The organism is Sporosarcina sp. P26b (genome assembly GCF_002743245.1).
Lineage (GTDB): Bacteria > Bacillota > Bacilli > Bacillales_A > Planococcaceae > Sporosarcina > Sporosarcina ureae_C.
This window is the reverse complement of sequence record NZ_PDYW01000002.1, coordinates 173489-192442: the sequence shown is the minus strand read 5'-3', so window position 1 is coordinate 192442 and position 18954 is coordinate 173489. Positions and strand designations below refer to the sequence as shown.

At 40.4% G+C, this 18954-nt stretch carries 19 protein-coding genes; all 19 read right to left on the bottom strand.

Going from position 1 to position 18954, the window contains the following annotated elements; genetic code table 11:
• Positions 1-11 precede the first annotated feature (11 nt).
• Positions 12-473, bottom strand: a complete 462-nt coding sequence (gene flgC, locus CSV69_RS02880) for a flagellar basal body rod protein FlgC (RefSeq protein ID WP_085428635.1) — start codon at positions 471-473, stop codon at positions 12-14.
• Positions 474-475: 2 nt separating this feature from the next.
• Positions 476-865, bottom strand: a complete 390-nt coding sequence (gene flgB / locus CSV69_RS02875; RefSeq protein WP_085428634.1) for a flagellar basal body rod protein FlgB — start codon at positions 863-865, stop codon at positions 476-478.
• A gap of 551 nt (positions 866-1416) precedes the next feature.
• Positions 1417-2193 carry a GTP-sensing pleiotropic transcriptional regulator CodY gene (gene codY, locus CSV69_RS02870; RefSeq protein ID WP_099692667.1) on the bottom strand — a complete coding sequence of 259 codons (777 nt, stop codon included), beginning with the start codon at positions 2191-2193 and terminating at the stop codon, positions 1417-1419.
• An 86-nt stretch (positions 2194-2279) separates the two neighbouring features.
• Entirely contained in the window at positions 2280-3668 is a 1389-nt protein-coding gene (hslU, locus tag CSV69_RS02865) for an ATP-dependent protease ATPase subunit HslU (protein WP_085428632.1), read from the bottom strand.
• Between the two features lie 3 nt (positions 3669-3671).
• Entirely contained in the window at positions 3672-4211 is a 540-nt protein-coding gene (gene hslV, locus CSV69_RS02860) for an ATP-dependent protease subunit HslV (protein ID WP_099692666.1), read from the bottom strand.
• 8 nt (positions 4212-4219) lie between these two features.
• A complete protein-coding gene (gene xerC / locus CSV69_RS02855; RefSeq protein ID WP_085429108.1) occupies positions 4220-5119 on the bottom strand; it encodes a tyrosine recombinase XerC in 900 nt (299 codons plus the stop codon).
• A 386-nt stretch (positions 5120-5505) separates the two neighbouring features.
• Positions 5506-6816, bottom strand: coding sequence for an FADH(2)-oxidizing methylenetetrahydrofolate--tRNA-(uracil(54)-C(5))-methyltransferase TrmFO (gene trmFO / locus CSV69_RS02850; protein WP_085428630.1), 1311 nt, complete (start codon positions 6814-6816; stop codon positions 5506-5508).
• A gap of 45 nt (positions 6817-6861) precedes the next feature.
• The gene (gene topA, locus CSV69_RS02845; protein WP_085428629.1) at positions 6862-8940 is read right to left on the bottom strand and encodes a type I DNA topoisomerase; all 2079 of its coding nucleotides are present in this window, start codon (positions 8938-8940) and stop codon (positions 6862-6864) included.
• Positions 8941-9065: 125 nt separating this feature from the next.
• Entirely contained in the window at positions 9066-9944 is an 879-nt protein-coding gene (dprA, locus tag CSV69_RS02840; protein WP_085428628.1) for a DNA-processing protein DprA, read from the bottom strand.
• Between the two features lie 74 nt (positions 9945-10018).
• Positions 10019-10921: a succinate--CoA ligase subunit alpha gene (gene sucD, locus CSV69_RS02835; protein ID WP_085428627.1), complete on the bottom strand. Its 903-nt coding sequence runs from the start codon at positions 10919-10921 to the stop codon at positions 10019-10021.
• An 18-nt stretch (positions 10922-10939) separates the two neighbouring features.
• Positions 10940-12100, bottom strand: a complete 1161-nt coding sequence (sucC, locus tag CSV69_RS02830; RefSeq protein WP_085428626.1) for an ADP-forming succinate--CoA ligase subunit beta — start codon at positions 12098-12100, stop codon at positions 10940-10942.
• A gap of 134 nt (positions 12101-12234) precedes the next feature.
• The gene (locus CSV69_RS02825; RefSeq protein WP_085428625.1) at positions 12235-12522 is read right to left on the bottom strand and encodes an EscU/YscU/HrcU family type III secretion system export apparatus switch protein; all 288 of its coding nucleotides are present in this window, start codon (positions 12520-12522) and stop codon (positions 12235-12237) included.
• Positions 12519-14750, bottom strand: coding sequence for a phage tail family protein (locus CSV69_RS02820; RefSeq protein ID WP_099692665.1), 2232 nt, complete (start codon positions 14748-14750; stop codon positions 12519-12521). Before CSV69_RS02820 ends, CSV69_RS02825 begins: the two co-directional genes overlap by 4 nt.
• Entirely contained in the window at positions 14747-15520 is a 774-nt protein-coding gene (locus CSV69_RS02815) for a ribonuclease HII (RefSeq protein ID WP_099692664.1), read from the bottom strand. Before CSV69_RS02815 ends, CSV69_RS02820 begins: the two co-directional genes overlap by 4 nt.
• A gap of 115 nt (positions 15521-15635) precedes the next feature.
• The gene (gene ylqF, locus CSV69_RS02810) at positions 15636-16490 is read right to left on the bottom strand and encodes a ribosome biogenesis GTPase YlqF (RefSeq protein WP_085428622.1); all 855 of its coding nucleotides are present in this window, start codon (positions 16488-16490) and stop codon (positions 15636-15638) included.
• 18 nt (positions 16491-16508) lie between these two features.
• Positions 16509-17072, bottom strand: a complete 564-nt coding sequence (gene lepB / locus CSV69_RS02805) for a signal peptidase I (protein WP_085428621.1) — start codon at positions 17070-17072, stop codon at positions 16509-16511.
• A gap of 106 nt (positions 17073-17178) precedes the next feature.
• Positions 17179-17523, bottom strand: coding sequence for a 50S ribosomal protein L19 (rplS, locus tag CSV69_RS02800; protein ID WP_085133217.1), 345 nt, complete (start codon positions 17521-17523; stop codon positions 17179-17181).
• A gap of 126 nt (positions 17524-17649) precedes the next feature.
• Positions 17650-18387: a tRNA (guanosine(37)-N1)-methyltransferase TrmD gene (gene trmD / locus CSV69_RS02795; RefSeq protein ID WP_099692732.1), complete on the bottom strand. Its 738-nt coding sequence runs from the start codon at positions 18385-18387 to the stop codon at positions 17650-17652.
• Positions 18387-18902 carry a ribosome maturation factor RimM gene (gene rimM / locus CSV69_RS02790; protein WP_085428620.1) on the bottom strand — a complete coding sequence of 172 codons (516 nt, stop codon included), beginning with the start codon at positions 18900-18902 and terminating at the stop codon, positions 18387-18389. Before rimM ends, trmD begins: the two co-directional genes overlap by 1 nt.
• Between the last annotated feature and the right edge of the window lie 52 nt (positions 18903-18954).

Here is an 18954-nt window from a genome sequence, read left to right as displayed (position 1 = left end):
TACTAATATATTTATCTTCCGATCTCCAACGCTTTCATCAGCATGGATTTGTTTGCATTCAACGCCGTTACGTTCGCTTCATACGATCGAGTAGCAGACATTAAATCAATCATTTCGCGTAAAGGGTCAATATTCGGCATTTCGACATACCCTTCATCATTAGCATCTGGATGTGATGGGTCGAACACCAATTTAAATGGAGTTTCTCGGTCTTCTTTGACACGTGTTACTGCCACACCATTTCCTGCATTCCCATGCGAATGAACTCCTTTAGCTACTTGTAGGAATGAGGAGAATTGACCTTCCTTGGGTTGTAAGGTAACTGTTTTCCTTCTGTATGGCTGCCATTCGCCATCTACTTGCTTCGCCCTAGTTGAATCGACATTCGCCATATTGGACGAGATAACATCCATCCGTAACCGTTGAGCTGTTAATGCAGAAGTCGATGAATTTAGACTATGAAAAATACTCATGATTAACGACCTCCCTTAATAACACTCTGTAATGAATTGAATTTGCCATTTAATCGTTCAATCAAAGCAGAGTTATATATTTGATTAGCTGCTAAATCCGCTTGTTCTTTGTCCATATCCACACCATTACGATCTTGTCGATAACGCAAAGCAGATACATCGAATACTTTACTCGATGCTGAATGGGTAAAGTCTATATGTTTTGAATCAGTCTTATAAGCTTCAAGACCTTTACTTTTTTCACTGGAAAATACCTCTTTAAAGTTAGCATTCTTCGTTTTATAGTTCGGCGTGTCTACATTCGCTATATTTTGCGAAATCGCCTTGCTTTTTGCAGAAGAGTAGTCCAAACCTTTTTCAAGCAGGTTGATGGTCCCGCCATAAATCTCCATCGTCTCCCACCCTTTCCTCATTTAGTCCAATCTTCATGGTTTTTAATAGAGTTTTATTGATTAATATTGTTCTTCACTAATAAGTTTGTAGAAAAAGGATATTTTTCATGATACTACTACTCTATTGTAGCGGAGATTAATGATTTTTGTCCAATGTTTTCTAAAACATTTCATAGTATAAAGTAACCATTTTACCAGATTCATAGTAATAAACATAAATCATCTCGTTACTTTATATCATGTAAATCAATATTACTACATAATTAATATGATCTATTTAGTGGGTTGCTTACGTTTTTTGTCGTATAAGCTCATATAATGTAAACATAATATTTTCAGCAGACAGTATTTCCTTTTTCTTCCGTGAAGCAACTTTTTTTAATGAACGTAACAAACTTTATGAAAATAATGACCTTTCTTGTTGAAATGGTATAGTTCTTCCGCACTAGATACAGGAACACAAAGTATTTAGAAACTAAAAAACTGAAGCAAAGTCCGCAGTTACGGATCTCACTTCAGTTCTTAGATATGTTTTTTAGTGGCAATATTTTTTATGAATTATGCTTTTCAAGTTCTTCGAGGAATTTATCATTCAATACTTTAATATACGTACCTTTCATTCCTAAAGAACGTGATTCAATAACGCCAGCACTTTCTAATTTACGAAGCGCATTTACGATGACTGAACGCGTAATTCCAACTCGATCGGCAATTTTAGAAGCTACAAGAAGTCCTTCGTTACCGTCTAATTCTTTGAAGATGTGTTCGATTGCTTCGTGCTCACTGTAAGACAATGAGTTGATCGCCATTTGCACGACAGCTTTACTGCGTGCTTCATGCTCAATTTCTTCAGATTTCTCACGTAAGATTTCCATACCGACTACTGTCGCGCCGTATTCAGCAAGAATTAGATCATCTTCTGTGAATCCTTCTTTTAGTCTGGCAAGAATCAAAGTACCCAAGCGCTCGCCGCCACCAATAATTGGTACGATCGTAGTTAAACCGTCTTGGAATAGTTCTTTGTTTTCGATAGGGAATACTGTATGTTCGCTCTCGATATCAATGTTTGGAGACGTTTCATTAATCTGGAACAAGCGAGTCGTATACTCCTCAGGGAATTTACGATCTTCAAACATTTTCTTCATGCGATCATTGTCGATTTGGTGGTGGATTTCTAAACCAAGTAATTTACCTCTTCTGCTTACGATAAACGCGTTACAATCAATTACGTCACTTAGCTCTTCCGCCATCTCTTTAAAGTTAACAGGACCGCCTGCACCTTTTTGTAACATTGCATTAATTTTTCTTGTTTTAACTAATAAACTCATTTCTATTGTTCCTCCTCAAGGATTTCTTCTGACTTTAATGAATATTCTAAAGGTTTTCAATCGTTAAATAAACTATTACGACTCCCTTATAGAATAAAATGTGACAAATCTTTGTTCTTTACAATTCCATCCAGCTTTTCGTCCACATAGGCTGGTGTAATCTGTATAGATGCAGGGCCGATTTCTGCCGCTTCGAATGATAAATCTTCTAGCAACTTTTCCAAAATCGTATGCAATCTTCTAGCACCAATATTTTCTGTTTCATTATTTACTTCGTATGCAATTTCAGCCAGCTTGCTGATCGCTTCGTCTGTAAATTCAATTTCAACTTCTTCTGTCGCAAGAAGGCGTTCATATTGTTTTAATAAAGAAAAATCCGGTTCTCGCAGTATGCGCTCAAAATCATCTTTTGTCAATTTGTCTAATTCTACACGAATCGGGAATCTACCTTGAAGCTCCGGAATAATATCAGATGGCTTCGACATATGGAAGGCTCCAGCAGCAATGAACAAAATATAATCTGTCTTAACAGCCCCGTATTTTGTTGTGACTGTAGAACCTTCGACGATTGGCAAAATATCGCGTTGTACACCTTCGCGAGATACTTCACCAGAAGACTTTTGGTTGCTACTTGCGATTTTATCCATTTCATCAAGGAAAATAATTCCCGCTTGTTCTGTTAATTCAATCCCCTTGCGTGCCACTTCATCTTGATCAATTAACTTATCCGCTTCTTCTGCTTCCAATACGATTCTCGCGTCTTTTACTTTCATGCGACGCTGAACTTTCTTCTTCGGCATTAGTGATGATAAAGCGTCTTGCATGCCCGACATTTGATCCATACCAGACCCTTGCAACGCATCAAATAAAGAAGGTTGTTGCGCTTGCACTTCTACTGTCACCATTTTTTCTTCTATTTGACCATTCGCTAGCTGATCTGCAATATCTGAACGCTTTCGTCTAATCTCAGATTGATCTTCTGTTTGCACTGGTTCAGGTTGTGTCTTTTGACCAAAAAACATTTCAAATGGATTTTGACCTTCTGTATTCTTTTTCGCTTCAGGAACAAGTAATTTCACTAAACGTTCTTCCGCCAGCTTTTGAGACTGTGTTCTAACCGCTTCGCGCATATCTTCTTTAACCATACGCACTCCCACTTCAGTTAAATCACGAATCATGGACTCAACATCTCGTCCCACATAGCCTACTTCAGTAAACTTTGTCGCTTCCACTTTTACGAAGGGTGCATGAATTAACTTTGCAATTCTTCGAGCAATTTCTGTTTTCCCGACACCTGTAGGCCCAATCATCAAAATGTTTTTGGGTATGACTTCTTCCTGTTCTTCAGGTGTTAATTGCATACGGCGGTATCGATTACGCATAGCAACTGCCACTGCCTTCTTTGCTTTTTCCTGCCCAATAATAAAACGGTTTAAATACGCCGTGAGCGCTTTAGGAGTCATTTCTTGCTTCATTAGTTAAAGCACCTCCACGATAATATTATGATTAGTAAATACGCAAATGTCGGCTGCTGTCTCAAGTGAAATCTTCGCAATTTCTTCTGCTGTCAATTCACTGCTATGTTTTTTCAATGCACGTCCAGCAGCTAGAGCATAATTACCACCCGATCCGATTGCCAATACCCCGTCATCCGGTTCTATTACTTCGCCAGTACCTGAGACAAGCAATAGTGTATTTTCATCCATAACAAGTAACAATGCCTCTAGTTTACGCAGTATTCGATCCCCACGCCATTCTTTGGCAAGTTCAACAGAAGCTCTTTGAAGATTACCGTCGTATTCATTCAGTTTTGCTTCAAACAAATCAAATAACGTAAATGCATCTGCTACAGAACCAGCAAAACCAGCTAAGACTTTACCATTAAACAATCTGCGAACTTTCTTTGCTGTATGTTTCATGACGACTGACTCACCCATCGTCACTTGCCCGTCTCCTGACATAGCACATTGCCCATCATGATGAATAGCAAATATCGTTGTTGCATGAAATTCCATTATAGTTCCTCCTAAGCACGAGGGTGCGTTTGTAAATAAGTCTGGCGTAAGTGTTCATTTGTGATATGGGTATAGACCTGAGTTGACGACAGATGACTGTGCCCTAGTAGTTCCTGTACTGACCGAAGATCGGCACCAGCACTGAGCAAGTGTGTCGCAAACGTATGACGGATCATATGTGGTGAAATATTGGTATGCAATGATGCCTTCTTCATCAAGTCATCTAGTACATAGCGTACACCACGATCTGTTAATGGATCCCCACGTAGATTAACAAATAACTTCGTATGTTTCTTTTGCTTCATTAATCGTGGACGACTACTGTCTATATAGTTTTGCAATGCTTCCCCTGCAAAACTCCCGAACGGCACAAAACGTTCTTTTCGTCCTTTACCCATTACTTTCACAATTCCTAAATAATGATCCACATCTTGCACTTCGATTTCCACCAATTCACCTACACGGATACCGGTTGCATAAAGCATCTCAAGTAGAGCGCGATCCCGTAATGACCGAAAATCTTCACCCATCGTGGCATCAAATAATTTCTCCAACTCTTGTTGATAGAAAAAAGCAGGAAGACGTTCTTCTTGCTTCGGATGATACAATAATCGAAATGCCTGATCTTCAATTCCATATCGAGCATTAATGAATTTAAAAAAAGATCGGATAGCTGATATTTTTCTAGAGATACTCGTTCTAACGTACGAACGATCATATAAACGGGTAACATACAATCTAGCTACAGGATAATTAACATCATCCAACGCATCGATTTTCTCTTGCTGCAAGAATAATAAAAAATCTTGAAGATCTTTTTCATATTCTGCGACGGTATAGGATGAATAATTTTTCTCCAGACGAATATAGGATACGTATTCTTTTGCTAGTTGTTCTATTTCAGGAATCATTTTATCACCTCGATACGAATTTATCATCGTACAACGTGCACCTGAAGCTTCGAAAGATTATTGGTTGCAAATAATTGGGAATAGAATATTAAATCTAAATGTTGTCCATAAAACACTATACAATAGCAAGGAAATTTGGGCAACTTTGAAAACTGATTCCTGATCATATCTGTATTTATGAAGTATTTCCGTCACATAACGGTCAAATTAGTTTAACTTCCAACTACTTATACATTATATGTATGATCGTTTCTTCCTAACTACAAGACGTTATATCGATGAAGAAGTTGCACCGTTCAAATACAACTCAAAAACTGAAGATAGAGCTCCGATTAGATGGAGTCCTATCTTCAGTTTAATTTCAAACATATTAGATGATGTGATCATTATATATTTGTTGTTGTTTTGAATTCTTGTAGTGCATCTAACGCACGTGTCGCATGTTTGTTTGCACGTTCAGATTTTGTTCTATATCGTCTATTCAGTTCAGGGAACAACCCGAAGTTGATATTAATTGGCTGGAAGTTATTCGGATCAGCTTCCGTGATGTAGCGAGCCATGCTACCGAGGGCCGTTTCTCTAGGGAATCGGACCGGCTTCTCGCTCTTCGCCAATTGCGCCGCATTAATACCCGCTATCAACCCTGAACCTGCTGATTCTACATAACCTTCTACGCCAGTAACTTGACCTGCAAACAAGATCGTTGGTTTTGATTTCAGTTGGTATGTGCAGTTCAATACTCTAGGAGAGTTGATGAATGTATTACGATGCATGACCCCATAACGCACAATATCTACATTTTCCAATCCCGGGATCATTTGTAATATTTCTTTCTGTGCTCCCCATTTCAAATGTGTCTGAAATCCAACCAAATTATACAATGTTCCCGCTGCATTATCCTGTCGTAACTGAATAACTGCTTTTGGTTCTCTTCCCGTTTTAGGATTTTCAAGACCAACCGGTTTCAATGGACCGAATAACATCGTTTTCACACCGCGCTTCGCCATTTCTTCAATCGGCATACATCCTTCAAAATACAGTTCTTTTTCAAAGTCTTTTAAAGGGGCTACTTCAGCTGAAATTAACGCTTCATAGAAGCGTTCGAATTCTTCCGCATTCATAGGGCAATTTAAATATGCCGCTTCGCCTTTATCATAACGTGACTTCAAGTAAACTTTATCCATATCGATCGAATCTGCCTCTACAATCGGCGCCGCTGCATCATAAAAATATAAGTACTCTTCACCTGTCAGTTGTCGTATTTCTTCCGCTAATGCCGGGGACGTCAGTGGACCTGATGCAATTACCGTAATGCCTTCAGGTAATTTTGTTACTTCTTCATTGACTACTTCTATGTTCGGATGGGTACGGATCTTTTCAGTGACGTTGTTAGCGAATTCATGTCGATCTACTGCAAGCGCGCCGCCAGCAGGTACGGCACAAGCATCCGCGGCTTGAATGATCAAAGAATTGAATTGGCGCATCTCTTCTTTAATCACACCGACTGCATTTGTCAGATTGTTGGCACGTAGGGAATTGCTACATACTAATTCCGCAAATTTATCTGTGTGGTGGGCAGGCGTTTGCTTCACTGGGCGCATTTCAAATAGTTTCACCTGAACTCCCCTATTAGCCAATTGCCAAGCAGCCTCGCTACCGGCTAAACCTGCTCCGATCACATTTACAGTTTGCGTCATTTCAACTACCTCTTTCTCATTATACTGATTTACTTTGATGTTTTTTTAGCTTTGTGGTTCTTCTTTGTAATCACATTCTGTACATTGGATCTGAACACCTTTTTTCAAGCGTTTTTCGACCATTGTGTTCTGACATTTTGGACAGGGTCTCGAAATCGGTTTATCCCATGAAACATAATCGCATTCAGGGTATTGATCACAACCGAAGAAGATTCGCTTCGTCTTACTCTTACGCTCGACAACTTCGCCTTCTTTACACTTCGGACACGTCACGCCAATCGGCTTAATAATGGCTTTTGTATTACGGCAATCTGGGAAATTAGAGCAAGCCATGAATTTTCCATAGCGACCCATCTTATAAACCATCGGCGAACCACATTTCTCACAATCCTCACCCGCTGGTTCATCCTTGATTTCAATTTTCTCCATTTCAGCATCTGCAACTTCTACGTGTTTTTCGAAATCACGATAGAATTCATCGATTACTGTTCGCCACTCTATTTCGCCTTCTTCGACATGGTCAAGACGCTGTTCCATTTGTCTCGTGAATTCAATATCAATGATGTCCGGGAAATATTGATTTACCGCCTGATGAACGATTCCTCCAAGTTCTGTTGGAATAAAGCGTTTAGCATCCAAGGTAACATACCCACGTTTTTGAATGGTATCAAGTGTCGGTGCATACGTAGAAGGTCTACCTATACCTAGTTCTTCAAGTGTCTTCACTAGGCGAGCTTCCGAATATCTTGGTGGCGGCTGTGTGAAGTGCTGTTTCGGATCCACGTCCGCGTATTTAATACGTTCTCCTTCTTCAAGAGGCGGTAAAATATTTTCTTTTTCTTCTTGTTGATCATCATTGCCTTCGATATAAACTTTCATGAAGCCCGGAAATTTCACTTGAGAACCCGATGCTCTAAATCGAATATCCTCATTTAAGAAATCTGCGGTTACAGTATCCAAAACTGCTGGCGCCATTTGACTTGCAACAAGCCGTTCCCAAATGAGTTTGTATAAGCGATACTGATCTCTTGATAAGAACGCTTTCATCGCATCTGGTGTCCGCATAGCAGAAGTTGGCCGTACAGCTTCGTGCGCGTCCTGCGTCTTTGCTTTAGCTTTCGCCTTTTTGGTACTAGTTGAAATAAACTCTTCCCCGTACATCGTGTGGATGAATGATTTTACTTCTTCTTTTGCTGTATCGGAAATTCTTGTCGAGTCGGTACGCATATACGTAATTAAACCAACTGTACCTTCTTTTTTTCCAATTGCAATTCCTTCATATAATTGTTGCGCGAGCATCATCGTTTTTCTTGCACGGAAGTTCAGCTTTCGGGCTGCTTCTTGCTGAAGCGATGAGGTTGTAAACGGTAAAGCAGGATTACGTTTACGTTCTTTCTTTACTACTTTCGATACTTCAAATTCATCCGGTTTGATTGAATTGACTATCTTTTCTACTTGTTCTTGGTTTGTCAATTTGACTTTTTCTGAAGCATCACCATAAAATTGCGCTTCAAAAGTTTTATCACCTTTAGTAAACTGGGATGTGATCGACCAGTACTCTTCCGGTTCAAATGCATTGATTTCATTTTCTCGGTCAATGATTAATCGTAATGCAACTGACTGTACTCGTCCCGCGGATAATCCTTTTTTTACTTTCTTCCAAAGGATCGGGCTAATGTTATAGCCTACCAATCTGTCCAGGATTCTTCTAGCTTGTTGCGCATCCACTAAGTCCATATCAATAGGACGCGGATGCTTAAATGATTCCTTGATTGCATCTTTTGTGATTTCATTGAAGACTACGCGGCAATCTGATTCAATATCCACTCCCAATTGATGCGATAAATGCCAAGCTATTGCTTCCCCTTCGCGATCCGGGTCAGCCGCGAGAAATATTTTCTTCGCTTTTTTTGCTTCTTTTTTTAATTCTTGAAGTATCGGACCTTTTCCACGAATCGTTATATACTTCGGTTCATAATTATTTTCGGTATCTACTCCCATTTGACTGCGGGGTAAATCACGTAAATGACCAAGTGATGCACTAACTTTATACTTTTTTCCTAAGTAACGTTCAATCGTTTTCGCTTTAGCAGGCGATTCCACTATTACTAAGTAATCTGCCATATCGTTCCCTCCTCAGAGAGATTTCTTTATATTTATTCAGCAAAAGAATATCTGTTGCAAAATGTATAACAGTTTTCATGATAATGCAACCTTTTAAACATTTTACAAAAATAGGATATACCGATTTACTGTAAGGAATCAATAATTTGATAACCACTCCACAATGGCTTGGCTCCTTCATCTAACAGCCTATTCGGACCTGCAGAAAGAGGAGAATCTATAGCGCCTGGCACTGCAAAAATTTCTTTTCCGTGATCAAGCGCATGCTCGACTGTACTCATCGTTCCGCTTCTTTCGACAGACTCCGTAATGACTAACGCGCTGGATAATGCGCTGATGATCCGATTGCGCATAGGGAAAGTCCATTTTGCAGGGGGAAAGTACGGTGGGTATTCAGTTACAAGCAGGTGATTTCTCGCCATTTCCTCAGCTATTCGCTGATTCTTTTTTGGATACATATGAGAAAATCCATGACCTAATACACCGATCGTATCCCCACCATATTCAATCGCTGCTTGATGTGCCATAGTGTCTGCACCGTCTGCTAACCCTGACACAATTGGTATGTGATGATCAACAAGTGGGGGAACAATAAACGCTAGCGCTTTCCTAGAGTAGTCAGTAGCTTTGCGAGAGCCGATTATTCCCACGCGAGGATGTATTTTCAATAAATCAATATTTCCTTTGCCATATAGAACAGCAGGTGAATCGCATAATTGTTTCAGTTCTTCAGGGTAATCAGAATGAAAATATGGAATAGGAAAGCATCCTATTTCTCTTAATAGCTCCACAATAGGTAGTTCGGATATTTCCTTAAATTTCATAGGAAACTCTTCAGTTTTCGCCACCGGTAAGTTAAAAATATACGACCAGTGAAGCGCAGAATAAGAATGTAAGTTTTCTAATGAAGGATTTTCCTGTAATAACTTAGTGAAACGATTAAATGGTACAGGATGGATATAATGTAAGTTAAGTAAATGACGTTGCTGATTAGTATATAGCATCGAATTCTCCTCTATTCGACACTACAAGCATGAGCACGAAAAAAAGGAGCAGCGATTAAGCTACTCCTTTCAGTTTACTTCGTTTTACATTTCTCGTATAGTCCTTTTTCTTTCAGAACCTTGATTAATGTTTCACCTATGACAGAAGGTGTTTCTGCGACTTGAACATCAGCTTCTTCAAGAGCTTTAATTTTATCAGCGGCTGTACCTTTACCACCGGAAATTATAGCTCCTGCGTGTCCCATGCGCTTACCTTCAGGCGCCGTTTGACCACCGATAAAGCCTACAACAGGCTTCGTCATATTTTCTTTAATCCAAGCGGCTGCTTCTTCTTCTGCAGTACCACCAATTTCACCGATCATAACTACTGCATATGTTTCTGGATCTTCATTGAATGCTTTCAAGACGTCGATAAAGTTAGTACCATTTACCGGGTCTCCACCAATTCCGACAGCTGTAGTTTGACCAATTCCTTCTTGCGTTAACTGATGAACCGCTTCATACGTTAGTGTACCTGAACGAGAAACTACGCCCACGTGACCTTTTGTATGGATATAGCCAGGCATAATACCGATTTTTGTCTCGTCTGCCGTGATAACACCTGGACAGTTTGGACCGATCAATCGAGTATTTTTCCCTTCCATATAACGCTTCACTTTAATCATATCAAGTACAGGAATGTGCTCGGTAATACAGATAGTCATTTCAAGTTCTGCATCTACACCTTCCATAATTGCATCCGCTGCAAATGGTGCAGGAACATAAATGATGGAAACTGTTGCGCCTGTTTCTTTAACTGCTTCTTCTACAGTGTCAAATACCGGCACGCCTTCCACCGTCTGACCGCCTTTGCCAGGTGTTACGCCAGCGACAATTTTCGTACCATATTCCAACATTTGCTGTGTATGGAACAGGGCAGTGGAACCTGTAATTCCTTGTACAATTACTTTTGTATCTTTATTTACATAAATACTCATGATTTGTACCTGCCTTTCTTATCCTATCAACTCGACGATTTTTTTCGCGCCTTCTGCCATGGAATCTGCAGCAACAATATTGATGCCTGATTCTTTCAGCAAGGCTTTCCCGCGTTCTACATTCGTTCCTTCAAGACGTACAACAAGTGGCACTTGAAGTCCTACTTCTTTAGCAGCTTCAATTACACCTTCAGCAATTACGTCACATTTCATGATTCCGCCAAAGATATTAACAAAAATACCTTTTACCTTTGGATCTGATAATATGATTTTGAAAGCAGCCGCTACTTTTTCTTTCTTTGCGCCGCCCCCAACATCCAAGAAGTTAGCGGGTTCTCCGCCGTAGAAATGAATCGTATCCATTGTAGCCATAGCTAAACCGGCTCCATTTACCATGCAACCGATATTTCCATCTAAAGAAATATAGCTTAAGTCATGCTTGGATGCTTCGATTTCTTTCGGATCCTCTTCATCATAGTCACGTAATTCCATAATGTCTTTATGACGGAATGTAGCATTATCGTCAAAGTTGAATTTCGCGTCCAATGCAAGTACACGATCATCTTTTGTTACGACAAGTGGATTAATTTCAACGATTGATGCATCTTTTTCGCTGAATACTTTATATAAACCTAGGAAGAAACTTACTGCTTTATTGATTAGATTACTTGGGATTTCCATATTGAACGCCATACGACGTGCTTGGAAAGGAACCAACCCGACTACTGGATCGATCACTTCGTAGAAAATCTTCTCAGGGCTGTTTTCTGCCACTTCTTCGATTTCTACGCCACCCTCTGCAGATCCCATCAATGTTACACGATCTGTTGCCCGGTCTACGACAAGGCCGATATAAAATTCTTTTTCGATATCGATTCCTTCTTCAACAAGAAGACGTTTGACTTCTTGTCCTTTAGGACCTGTTTGGTGTGTTACGAGTTGCGTACCGATTAAATCAGCAGCTACCGCACGCACTTCATCAAGACTTTTCACGATCTTAACTCCGCCTGCTTTACCGCGTCCACCCGCATGTATTTGCGCTTTTACCACAATAGGCTCTGTACCGATTTCTTTCGCTATTGTCATTGCTTCTTTTGGCGAAAATGCGACACGGCCCTTCGAAACAGCCACTCCGTAATCTCTTAATAGCTGCTTCCCTTGATATTCATGGATGTTCATACGTACTGCCTCCATTCGATTTACAATTGCTTGAAGCTCAACTACTGTTTTATTGTAATCAAATCGTCACACATTGTCCAAGAATCACTATTGTAAAACTAAATTCTATAATTTCCAATAATTCAAATGGACTCTTATTGCTTACCGCTTTTCTCACGATCTAAACGATATATATAAGCAAAAACTTCAGAAACCGCCTGATATAATTCTTCAGGAATTGTTTCGTTAACGTTTAATTGACCAAGTAACTCCAATAGACTTGGATCTTCTTGTACAGGAATGTCATGCTCTAGTGCACGTTCAAGAATATTCTCTGCGATTTTTCCTTTTCCTTTAGCCAGTACTTTCGGCGCGTCCGAAACTTCAGGGTCGTAGGAAAGCGCAATAGCTTCTTTTCGTGTAAATCGCTGTTCTTCTTTCATATTCTGTAATCCACTCCTCCTTCATCTAAATGGAAGGGACTAGTTGGCTTTTGAGCAATTTGTTGCTGTTCATTGAAAGGCTTAAAAGTAACACCAGATAGTTTATAACCCGCTCCTTCAAGACCTTCTTTTAACAAACTTTGGAAATTTGAACCAATTGTTTTTAACGAAGATAATTCGTTAAATATCGTCAAGTTAACCACTTTGTTTTGCACATGCATATCAACTAACGTAGTCGACAGTGACTCCAATTCCAAATAAAACAATATTCGAGCGAATGCAGGATCGATTTTGCCATTTTCTTTCATACGACCATTCCATTGCAGAGTGGCATCGATTTTTTTTCCGAACATTTCAAGTGGTACTTGCATAATTAGTTGTTGTTGTAAGCCTGTATCTCCTGATTGGAGTACTGTGCCGTTCATACGCAACACCATGGTCTCTGCTGCATCACGTAGCGGCGGTGATAACGTAGGATCTTGTAGCATGGCCAGTAATTGCGGTTTTAACGTACTTGCCAAATTAGCTAAGTCAGGTTCTTTACCACCAAGCACGGCTTCATAATTCATACCTAATGTACTCAATACATGTTGCAGGGCTTCTTTCATGATAGGTCCGTTCATCGTTTGCGATACGCGTACTTCAGCTGCTTGAATCATTTGTTTCACTTGAGCATTTTCCGACTTTTCAGCGGACTGCATTAATGCACGAATGGCTTCATCAACTTTTTCAGTGGGTACCATAAGCGATGGGATGGATTGTTGTACTTCCTTTATGGCAGCTTGTTGCTGTAGGGGCACAGCAGTTGTTTCTTGTTTGCTTGCTTGTTGTACTACTGTCTGGCTAAGCTGTTCGACTAATACTGTTTTAGCCCCTTCTGTCATCGGTTGTTGCGCAAATTGATTCAAGACGTTCTGCAATGCCGTTTTCATCGATTCTGGCATCACTGGACTAGTATGCAATTGTTGCGTGATATTCTGTACAATTGCTTTGACCGCTTGGTGATCTGCTGCAGGTATTTGGCTTAATTGCCCAATAGCCGCTTGTACAGTTTGTACGGTAGCGGGGGCATTTGTAACTTGTTGCACTACGTTATTTATTGCTGCAGGTGGAGTGGTTGCCGTTGTGTTAGCTTGAGTAAATACTTTATTAAATTGCTCCACGACAGCTGCTTTAGAACTATCTGTCATCGGTTGTTGCGTTAACTGATTAATCACAGTCTGCAATGCATTTTTCACAGGTTCAGGAAGTACGGTAGTAGTTAATTGCTGCGTGATATTTTGCACAAGAGTTTTTACTGTTTGTTGATTTGATATAGGTGTTTGACTCAGCTGATTCATTAGGGACTGTATAGTTTTACCCGTTTCCATTTGATTCGCCATGGCGCTTGCTGAGTTGGGAGATTGCATACTCGCTTTCGTTACTAATTCAGCCAACACTTGTGGTAAGTTAGCCAATGAAGTTCGTGCTGGCAGTATGTCGGCATTTTTTAATAGTTGTAACGCAGCAAATCGATCTGTTTTCCCCGCTTGTGGATCCAGCAGCTGAGCTAAACTTTGATTAAGCAGTTCTTTTCCTACCGTTTGATTAAGAGGAGATGATAAAGCTTGCATCGTCGTTAAAAGCTCCTGACGCATCGCTGGAGGTAGATTAGGCTCGCTTTGGATAGCTGCAAGCAAAGTCGTGAGTTGTTGCGCAATCGTGCCTGTCTGCGTTTGTAGAAGTGATTGAAACACAGCGGGTGTGAAAGGCAGTCGCGCTTCAGCAATTTTCCCAAGCGTCGCGAGTGCGTTGGCTTTCATTTCAGCGGGTACGGATTTTAGAAGATTGACGGCTTCAAGCATATTCTCTTTCGTCATAGGAATTTTTTGCTTGATGATCGTAGCAAGAATATCTTTCATTTCTTGTGTTTTAGGTAAATTTAACGATTCCATTAATTGAGTCAGTTGAGCAGATTGACCTTCTCCACCGCGCATCGGCCCCGAAATAACCTGTAATTGTAATTCAGGTTCTGTACCGTTGACCTTGAAGTAATAATTGTCTCCTGCCTGCATAGGCACTTCCAGTTTTGCATACAACTGATGATTTCCTACTTGTACTTGTGCCATTTGACCAGGAAATAATTGTGTGATCTTTCCGTGTATCATTTGTCCTTCTTTCAGAGAAAGCGGTTGAGTTTCCGTAGCCGTGGCCCTGGCAGATGAGGCGGATAAAGAACTTAAATTCATTGTCGATCCCTCCACATCGTTTTGATCGGTTCAAATGTTTTACGATGATGTTCGCAATACCCATGTGTTTCAAGCCCTTGTAAATGTTTTGCTGTTCCATATCCTGCATTTTCATTAAATGCATACCAGGGAAACTCTTCGTGTAATTCATTCATCAGGGCATCACGGGTTGTTTTAGCTAATATAGAAGCGGCTGCGATAGTTAAGCTTTTTTCGTCACCTTTGACGACGGAGTAACATGGACACGCAGTGTGTAAATTCATTGCGTCAGCCACTACTGCGTGCGGAGCTATGTTTAGTTGACTTATAGCTGTCTCCATTGATTGTTTTGTTGCTTGATAAATATTCAAATCATCTATCGCTTTTGCCGATTGAACGTGTATGGAGTATGCTACAGCCTTTTCTTTAATTAGCTGAGCGAATTCCTGTCGCTTCTCTTTAGAAATCTTCTTCGAATCATCTACTCCAATGAGAGCAGAGCAATCTTCCGGTAGAATAACAGCTGCCGTGACTACCGGTCCTGCTAGAGGTCCCCTTCCGGCTTCATCAATTCCTGCCAATAACAATACTCGTGTAGATTTATACGAATCATCAAAGTCCTTTTTCTTTTGAAATTCTTGAATGAGCGCTTGCTTTTTATTATATCGAGCGCGCCATTGAATAATTGCTTGTTGGACACCTTTTCTAGTGTCGGTTTCTAGCTCTGTAAGCCACTCATTCGGTTCTTGTAATTCTATCAATTGATCTTTTATTTGCTGTATCGTTGTCATTTACTTCACCTGTCCATCTCAAATATGTTTGTCTATATAGTATATCGGTTTCTAAATGATTTTTTCGACAAAAAAGCAACGGTTCGGAAACAGAGTTCCTAGCCGTTGCTTCTAATTATTCGAATTCCTCAGGAAAATCGAATGTTAATTTGCCTACTTGCTGGTCGCGGATATCTTGTACGATCATTTCTGCTACTTTATCATAATCAATTTCTCCGCCAACCCCGTATACTTTTCTTCGTTCACCAATTTTATCAAACAATGTTTGAATATTATCCCCCACTGTTGTCATTTCGTAGCGCTGTGCCAATCTATCAGGGTAATGGGATTCTAAAAACTTAAGTGCATAGACCGCTAGCTCTTCCATATTTAATACGGAATCCTTGATCGCACCTGTTAATGCCAGTTTATAACCTACTTGTTGATCTTCAAACTTCGGCCACAATACACCTGGTGTATCGAGAAGTTCTAATTCTTTTTCGAATTTAATCCATTGTTGCGCTTTTGTTACACCTGGTTTATTGCCAGTTTTTGCGATGTTTTTCTTCGCTAATCGATTAATTAAAGTAGATTTCCCAACGTTCGGTATACCGACAATCATTGCACGGATTGCGCCAGGACGTATGCCACGTTGCTTCATACGGTCATACTTCGGTTGCAAGATTTCTTTTGCCGCTTTTGTAACCGTTTGTAGGCCTTTGCCTTCAAATGAATTGATCGCGACTGTACGTAAGCCTTGCTTTTCAAAGTATGTAATCCAACGCTTCGTTTGCATTTCATCAGCCAAGTCCATTTTATTCAAAATAAGCAGTCTTGGTTTATGCTGAGTTACTTCGTCTATCATGGGATTACGTGAAGAAAGTGGCAGTCTCGCATCTATTAATTCAAATACTATATCGACTAACTTCAGTTTTTCTGTGACTTCCCGTCTCGCTTTCGCCATATGGCCTGGAAACCATTGAATAGTCATTCGAATCGTCCCCTTTCGTTATTTCACAAGACCGAAATCTTTAATCGGCCAGAACACTACACTCGTACTACCGATTACTTCATCGATTGATACGGCTCCAATATGTCTAGAGTCTTTACTCTTCCGACGGTTATCGCCCATTACAAATATGTGATCTTCAGGCACAGTTTGGGCATCGATTTGCGGCACGTCTTGCAGAGTGAAATCTTCCGTCAGCGTTCCATCTTGAACCTCTGATTTGTATTGATCCAGATATGGTTCTTCATATGCTTTATCATTTACATATAGTACATCATCTTTATACTCTACTGTATCTCCTGGCAGACCGATTACACGTTTAATATAATCCTTCTGCTCGGGTGCGTGGAATACTACGATATCAAAGCGATGTGGTTCACCAATCGTGTAACCGATTTTATTGACGATCATACGATCTCCATGTTCCAATGTCGGCATCATGGAAATACCGTCAACAACGATTGGTGTGAATAAAAAGATACGAATAATGGCGGCTAATCCAAACGCTATTAACAGTGCTTTAATCCATTCTAGTCCTTCACTTCTCGTTTTTTTCTCTTCCATTAATCTAGCCTCCTGCCTTGTCTGTTATTATTGTACAGTCAATTGTCTTTCTGAGCAAAAAGAAAGGAGGCCAAGTGCAAGGCCCCCTTCGTTTCTGTTTATCTTATTAGCGTAGTTCTTTGATACGAGCTGCTTTACCACGTAACTTACGTAGGTAGTACAACTTCGCACGACGAACTTTACCGCGACGAGTTACTTCAATTTGAGCTAGCTTAGGTGTGTGTAATGGGAATGTACGCTCCACTCCAACACCGTTTGAAATTTTACGTACTGTGAAAGTTTCGCTAATTCCGCCACCACGACGCTTAATAACGATTCCTTCGAATAACTGGATACGCTCACGAGTTCCCTCGATGATCTTCACGTGCAAGCGAAGTGTGTCGCCAGGACGGAATGAAGGGTGTTCAGTGCGTAACTGATCTTTTGTAATATCTGCAATTAGTTTTTGCATGTTTTTCTCTCCTTCTTTTCTGATGTTCTTGCACGTCTTGAATTGCAGCGGAACAACAGTAAAATAGGCGCTCTTAAAAAGCGCTTAGTAAATCATAGCATATGCCTGTTAACGAATCAAGCAAATTCAGCCTCTTTTATGCTTCCATTGTTGAAAGAGTTTTTGTTGATGTTTCGTTAACGGCGCTTCTTCAAGAAGTTCAGGACGACGCTCTGCAGTGCGGAGGAATGCTTGCTCTTCTCTCCACTTCTCAATCTCTGCGTGATTGCCCGATAACAGCACAGGAGGCACTTCAAGGCCGTTGAATGTAGCAGGTCGAGTATATTGCGGATGTTCCAGCATCCCCGTCGAAAAAGAGTCGTGGACAGCCGACTGGTCGTTCCCAAGAACATCAGGGAGCAATCGTACTACACTATCAATGATTGCCATGGAGGCAACTTCTCCGCCTGTCAGTACAAAGTCACCAAGTGATATCTCATCAGTCACTAAATGTTCACGGATTCTCTCATCATATCCTTCATAGTGACCACAGATAAACACGAGATGCTGTTCTTCGGCAAGTTCTTCTGCCTTCTTTTGCGTAAACCGCTCACCTTGTGGACACATTAAGATCACACGTGGCTTACTGTCGCTTGTGCGAGTGACGGCTTCTACAGCAGCAAAGAGAGGTTCAGGTTTTAACACCATCCCCGCACCGCCACCATAAGGATAGTCATCCACTTTTCTATGTTTGTTTGTTGCGTAGTCACGAAAATCCGTCACTTGAAAGGATGCGGCCTGTTGTTCTTGCGCTTTTTTCATGATAGAGGAATGAAGTACACCTTCAAACATTTCAGGGAACAAAGACAGTACATCAATTTTCATCATGAAAGTAATCCGTCCATTAGTTCAATTTTGATGACCTGTTCATCGATATCGATGTCTTTTACAACATCTTCGATATACGGGATATAATGCGGCTTACCTTCAGCTGGTGTTACTTCCCACACATCGTTTGCACCCGTTTCAATAATTTCAGAAACCGTACCGATCTCTTCTCCTGTTTCTGTAATCACACGACATCCAATGATTTCATGATAGTAAAACTCGTTTTCCTCAAGTTCTGTTAATTCTTTCTCAGATACTTTAATTACGCCGTCACGAAACTTTTCGACGTCATTGATGTTCGGATAACCTTCGAACGTAAGCAAATCAAAGTTTTTATGCTTGCGGTGACTTGTTACCTTCACAAAAGTAGGTGCTTTTACTTTTGGCATAAAGATCGCGAGCTCACTTCCCACTTGATATCGCTCATCCGGAAAATCTGTTTTGGACATTACACGGACTTCACCTTTGATACCATGAGTATTAACGATCGTGCCTACATTAAACCATTCCATTATTTCGCCTCCAATGTATGAATAAAAGTATTTATACGTGCAAAAAAGGAAG

What these genes read in the sequence shown, in the direction of transcription:
- flgC (WP_085428635.1), bottom strand. Translation starts at nt 473, where the DNA reads ATGAGTATTTTTCATAGTCTAAATTCATCGACTTCTGCATTAACAGCT.
- flgB (WP_085428634.1), bottom strand. Translation starts at nt 865, where the DNA reads ATGGAGATTTATGGCGGGACCATCAACCTGCTTGAAAAAGGTTTGGAC.
- codY (WP_099692667.1), bottom strand. Translation starts at nt 2,193, where the DNA reads ATGAGTTTATTAGTTAAAACAAGAAAAATTAATGCAATGTTACAAAAA.
- hslU (WP_085428632.1), bottom strand. Translation starts at nt 3,668, where the DNA reads ATGAAGCAAGAAATGACTCCTAAAGCGCTCACGGCGTATTTAAACCGT.
- xerC (WP_085429108.1), bottom strand. Translation starts at nt 5,119, where the DNA reads ATGATTCCTGAAATAGAACAACTAGCAAAAGAATACGTATCCTATATT.
- trmFO (WP_085428630.1), bottom strand. Translation starts at nt 6,816, where the DNA reads ATGACGCAAACTGTAAATGTGATCGGAGCAGGTTTAGCCGGTAGCGAG.
- topA (WP_085428629.1), bottom strand. Translation starts at nt 8,940, where the DNA reads ATGGCAGATTACTTAGTAATAGTGGAATCGCCTGCTAAAGCGAAAACG.
- dprA (WP_085428628.1), bottom strand. Translation starts at nt 9,944, where the DNA reads ATGCTATATACTAATCAGCAACGTCATTTACTTAACTTACATTATATC.
- sucD (WP_085428627.1), bottom strand. Translation starts at nt 10,921, where the DNA reads ATGAGTATTTATGTAAATAAAGATACAAAAGTAATTGTACAAGGAATT.
- sucC (WP_085428626.1), bottom strand. Translation starts at nt 12,100, where the DNA reads ATGAACATCCATGAATATCAAGGGAAGCAGCTATTAAGAGATTACGGA.
- CSV69_RS02825 (WP_085428625.1), bottom strand. Translation starts at nt 12,522, where the DNA reads ATGAAAGAAGAACAGCGATTTACACGAAAAGAAGCTATTGCGCTTTCC.
- CSV69_RS02820 (WP_099692665.1), bottom strand. Translation starts at nt 14,750, where the DNA reads ATGAATTTAAGTTCTTTATCCGCCTCATCTGCCAGGGCCACGGCTACG.
- CSV69_RS02815 (WP_099692664.1), bottom strand. Translation starts at nt 15,520, where the DNA reads ATGACAACGATACAGCAAATAAAAGATCAATTGATAGAATTACAAGAA.
- ylqF (WP_085428622.1), bottom strand. Translation starts at nt 16,490, where the DNA reads ATGACTATTCAATGGTTTCCAGGCCATATGGCGAAAGCGAGACGGGAA.
- lepB (WP_085428621.1), bottom strand. Translation starts at nt 17,072, where the DNA reads ATGGAAGAGAAAAAAACGAGAAGTGAAGGACTAGAATGGATTAAAGCA.
- rplS (WP_085133217.1), bottom strand. Translation starts at nt 17,523, where the DNA reads ATGCAAAAACTAATTGCAGATATTACAAAAGATCAGTTACGCACTGAA.
- trmD (WP_099692732.1), bottom strand. Translation starts at nt 18,387, where the DNA reads ATGAAAATTGATGTACTGTCTTTGTTCCCTGAAATGTTTGAAGGTGTA.
- rimM (WP_085428620.1), bottom strand. Translation starts at nt 18,902, where the DNA reads ATGGAATGGTTTAATGTAGGCACGATCGTTAATACTCATGGTATCAAA.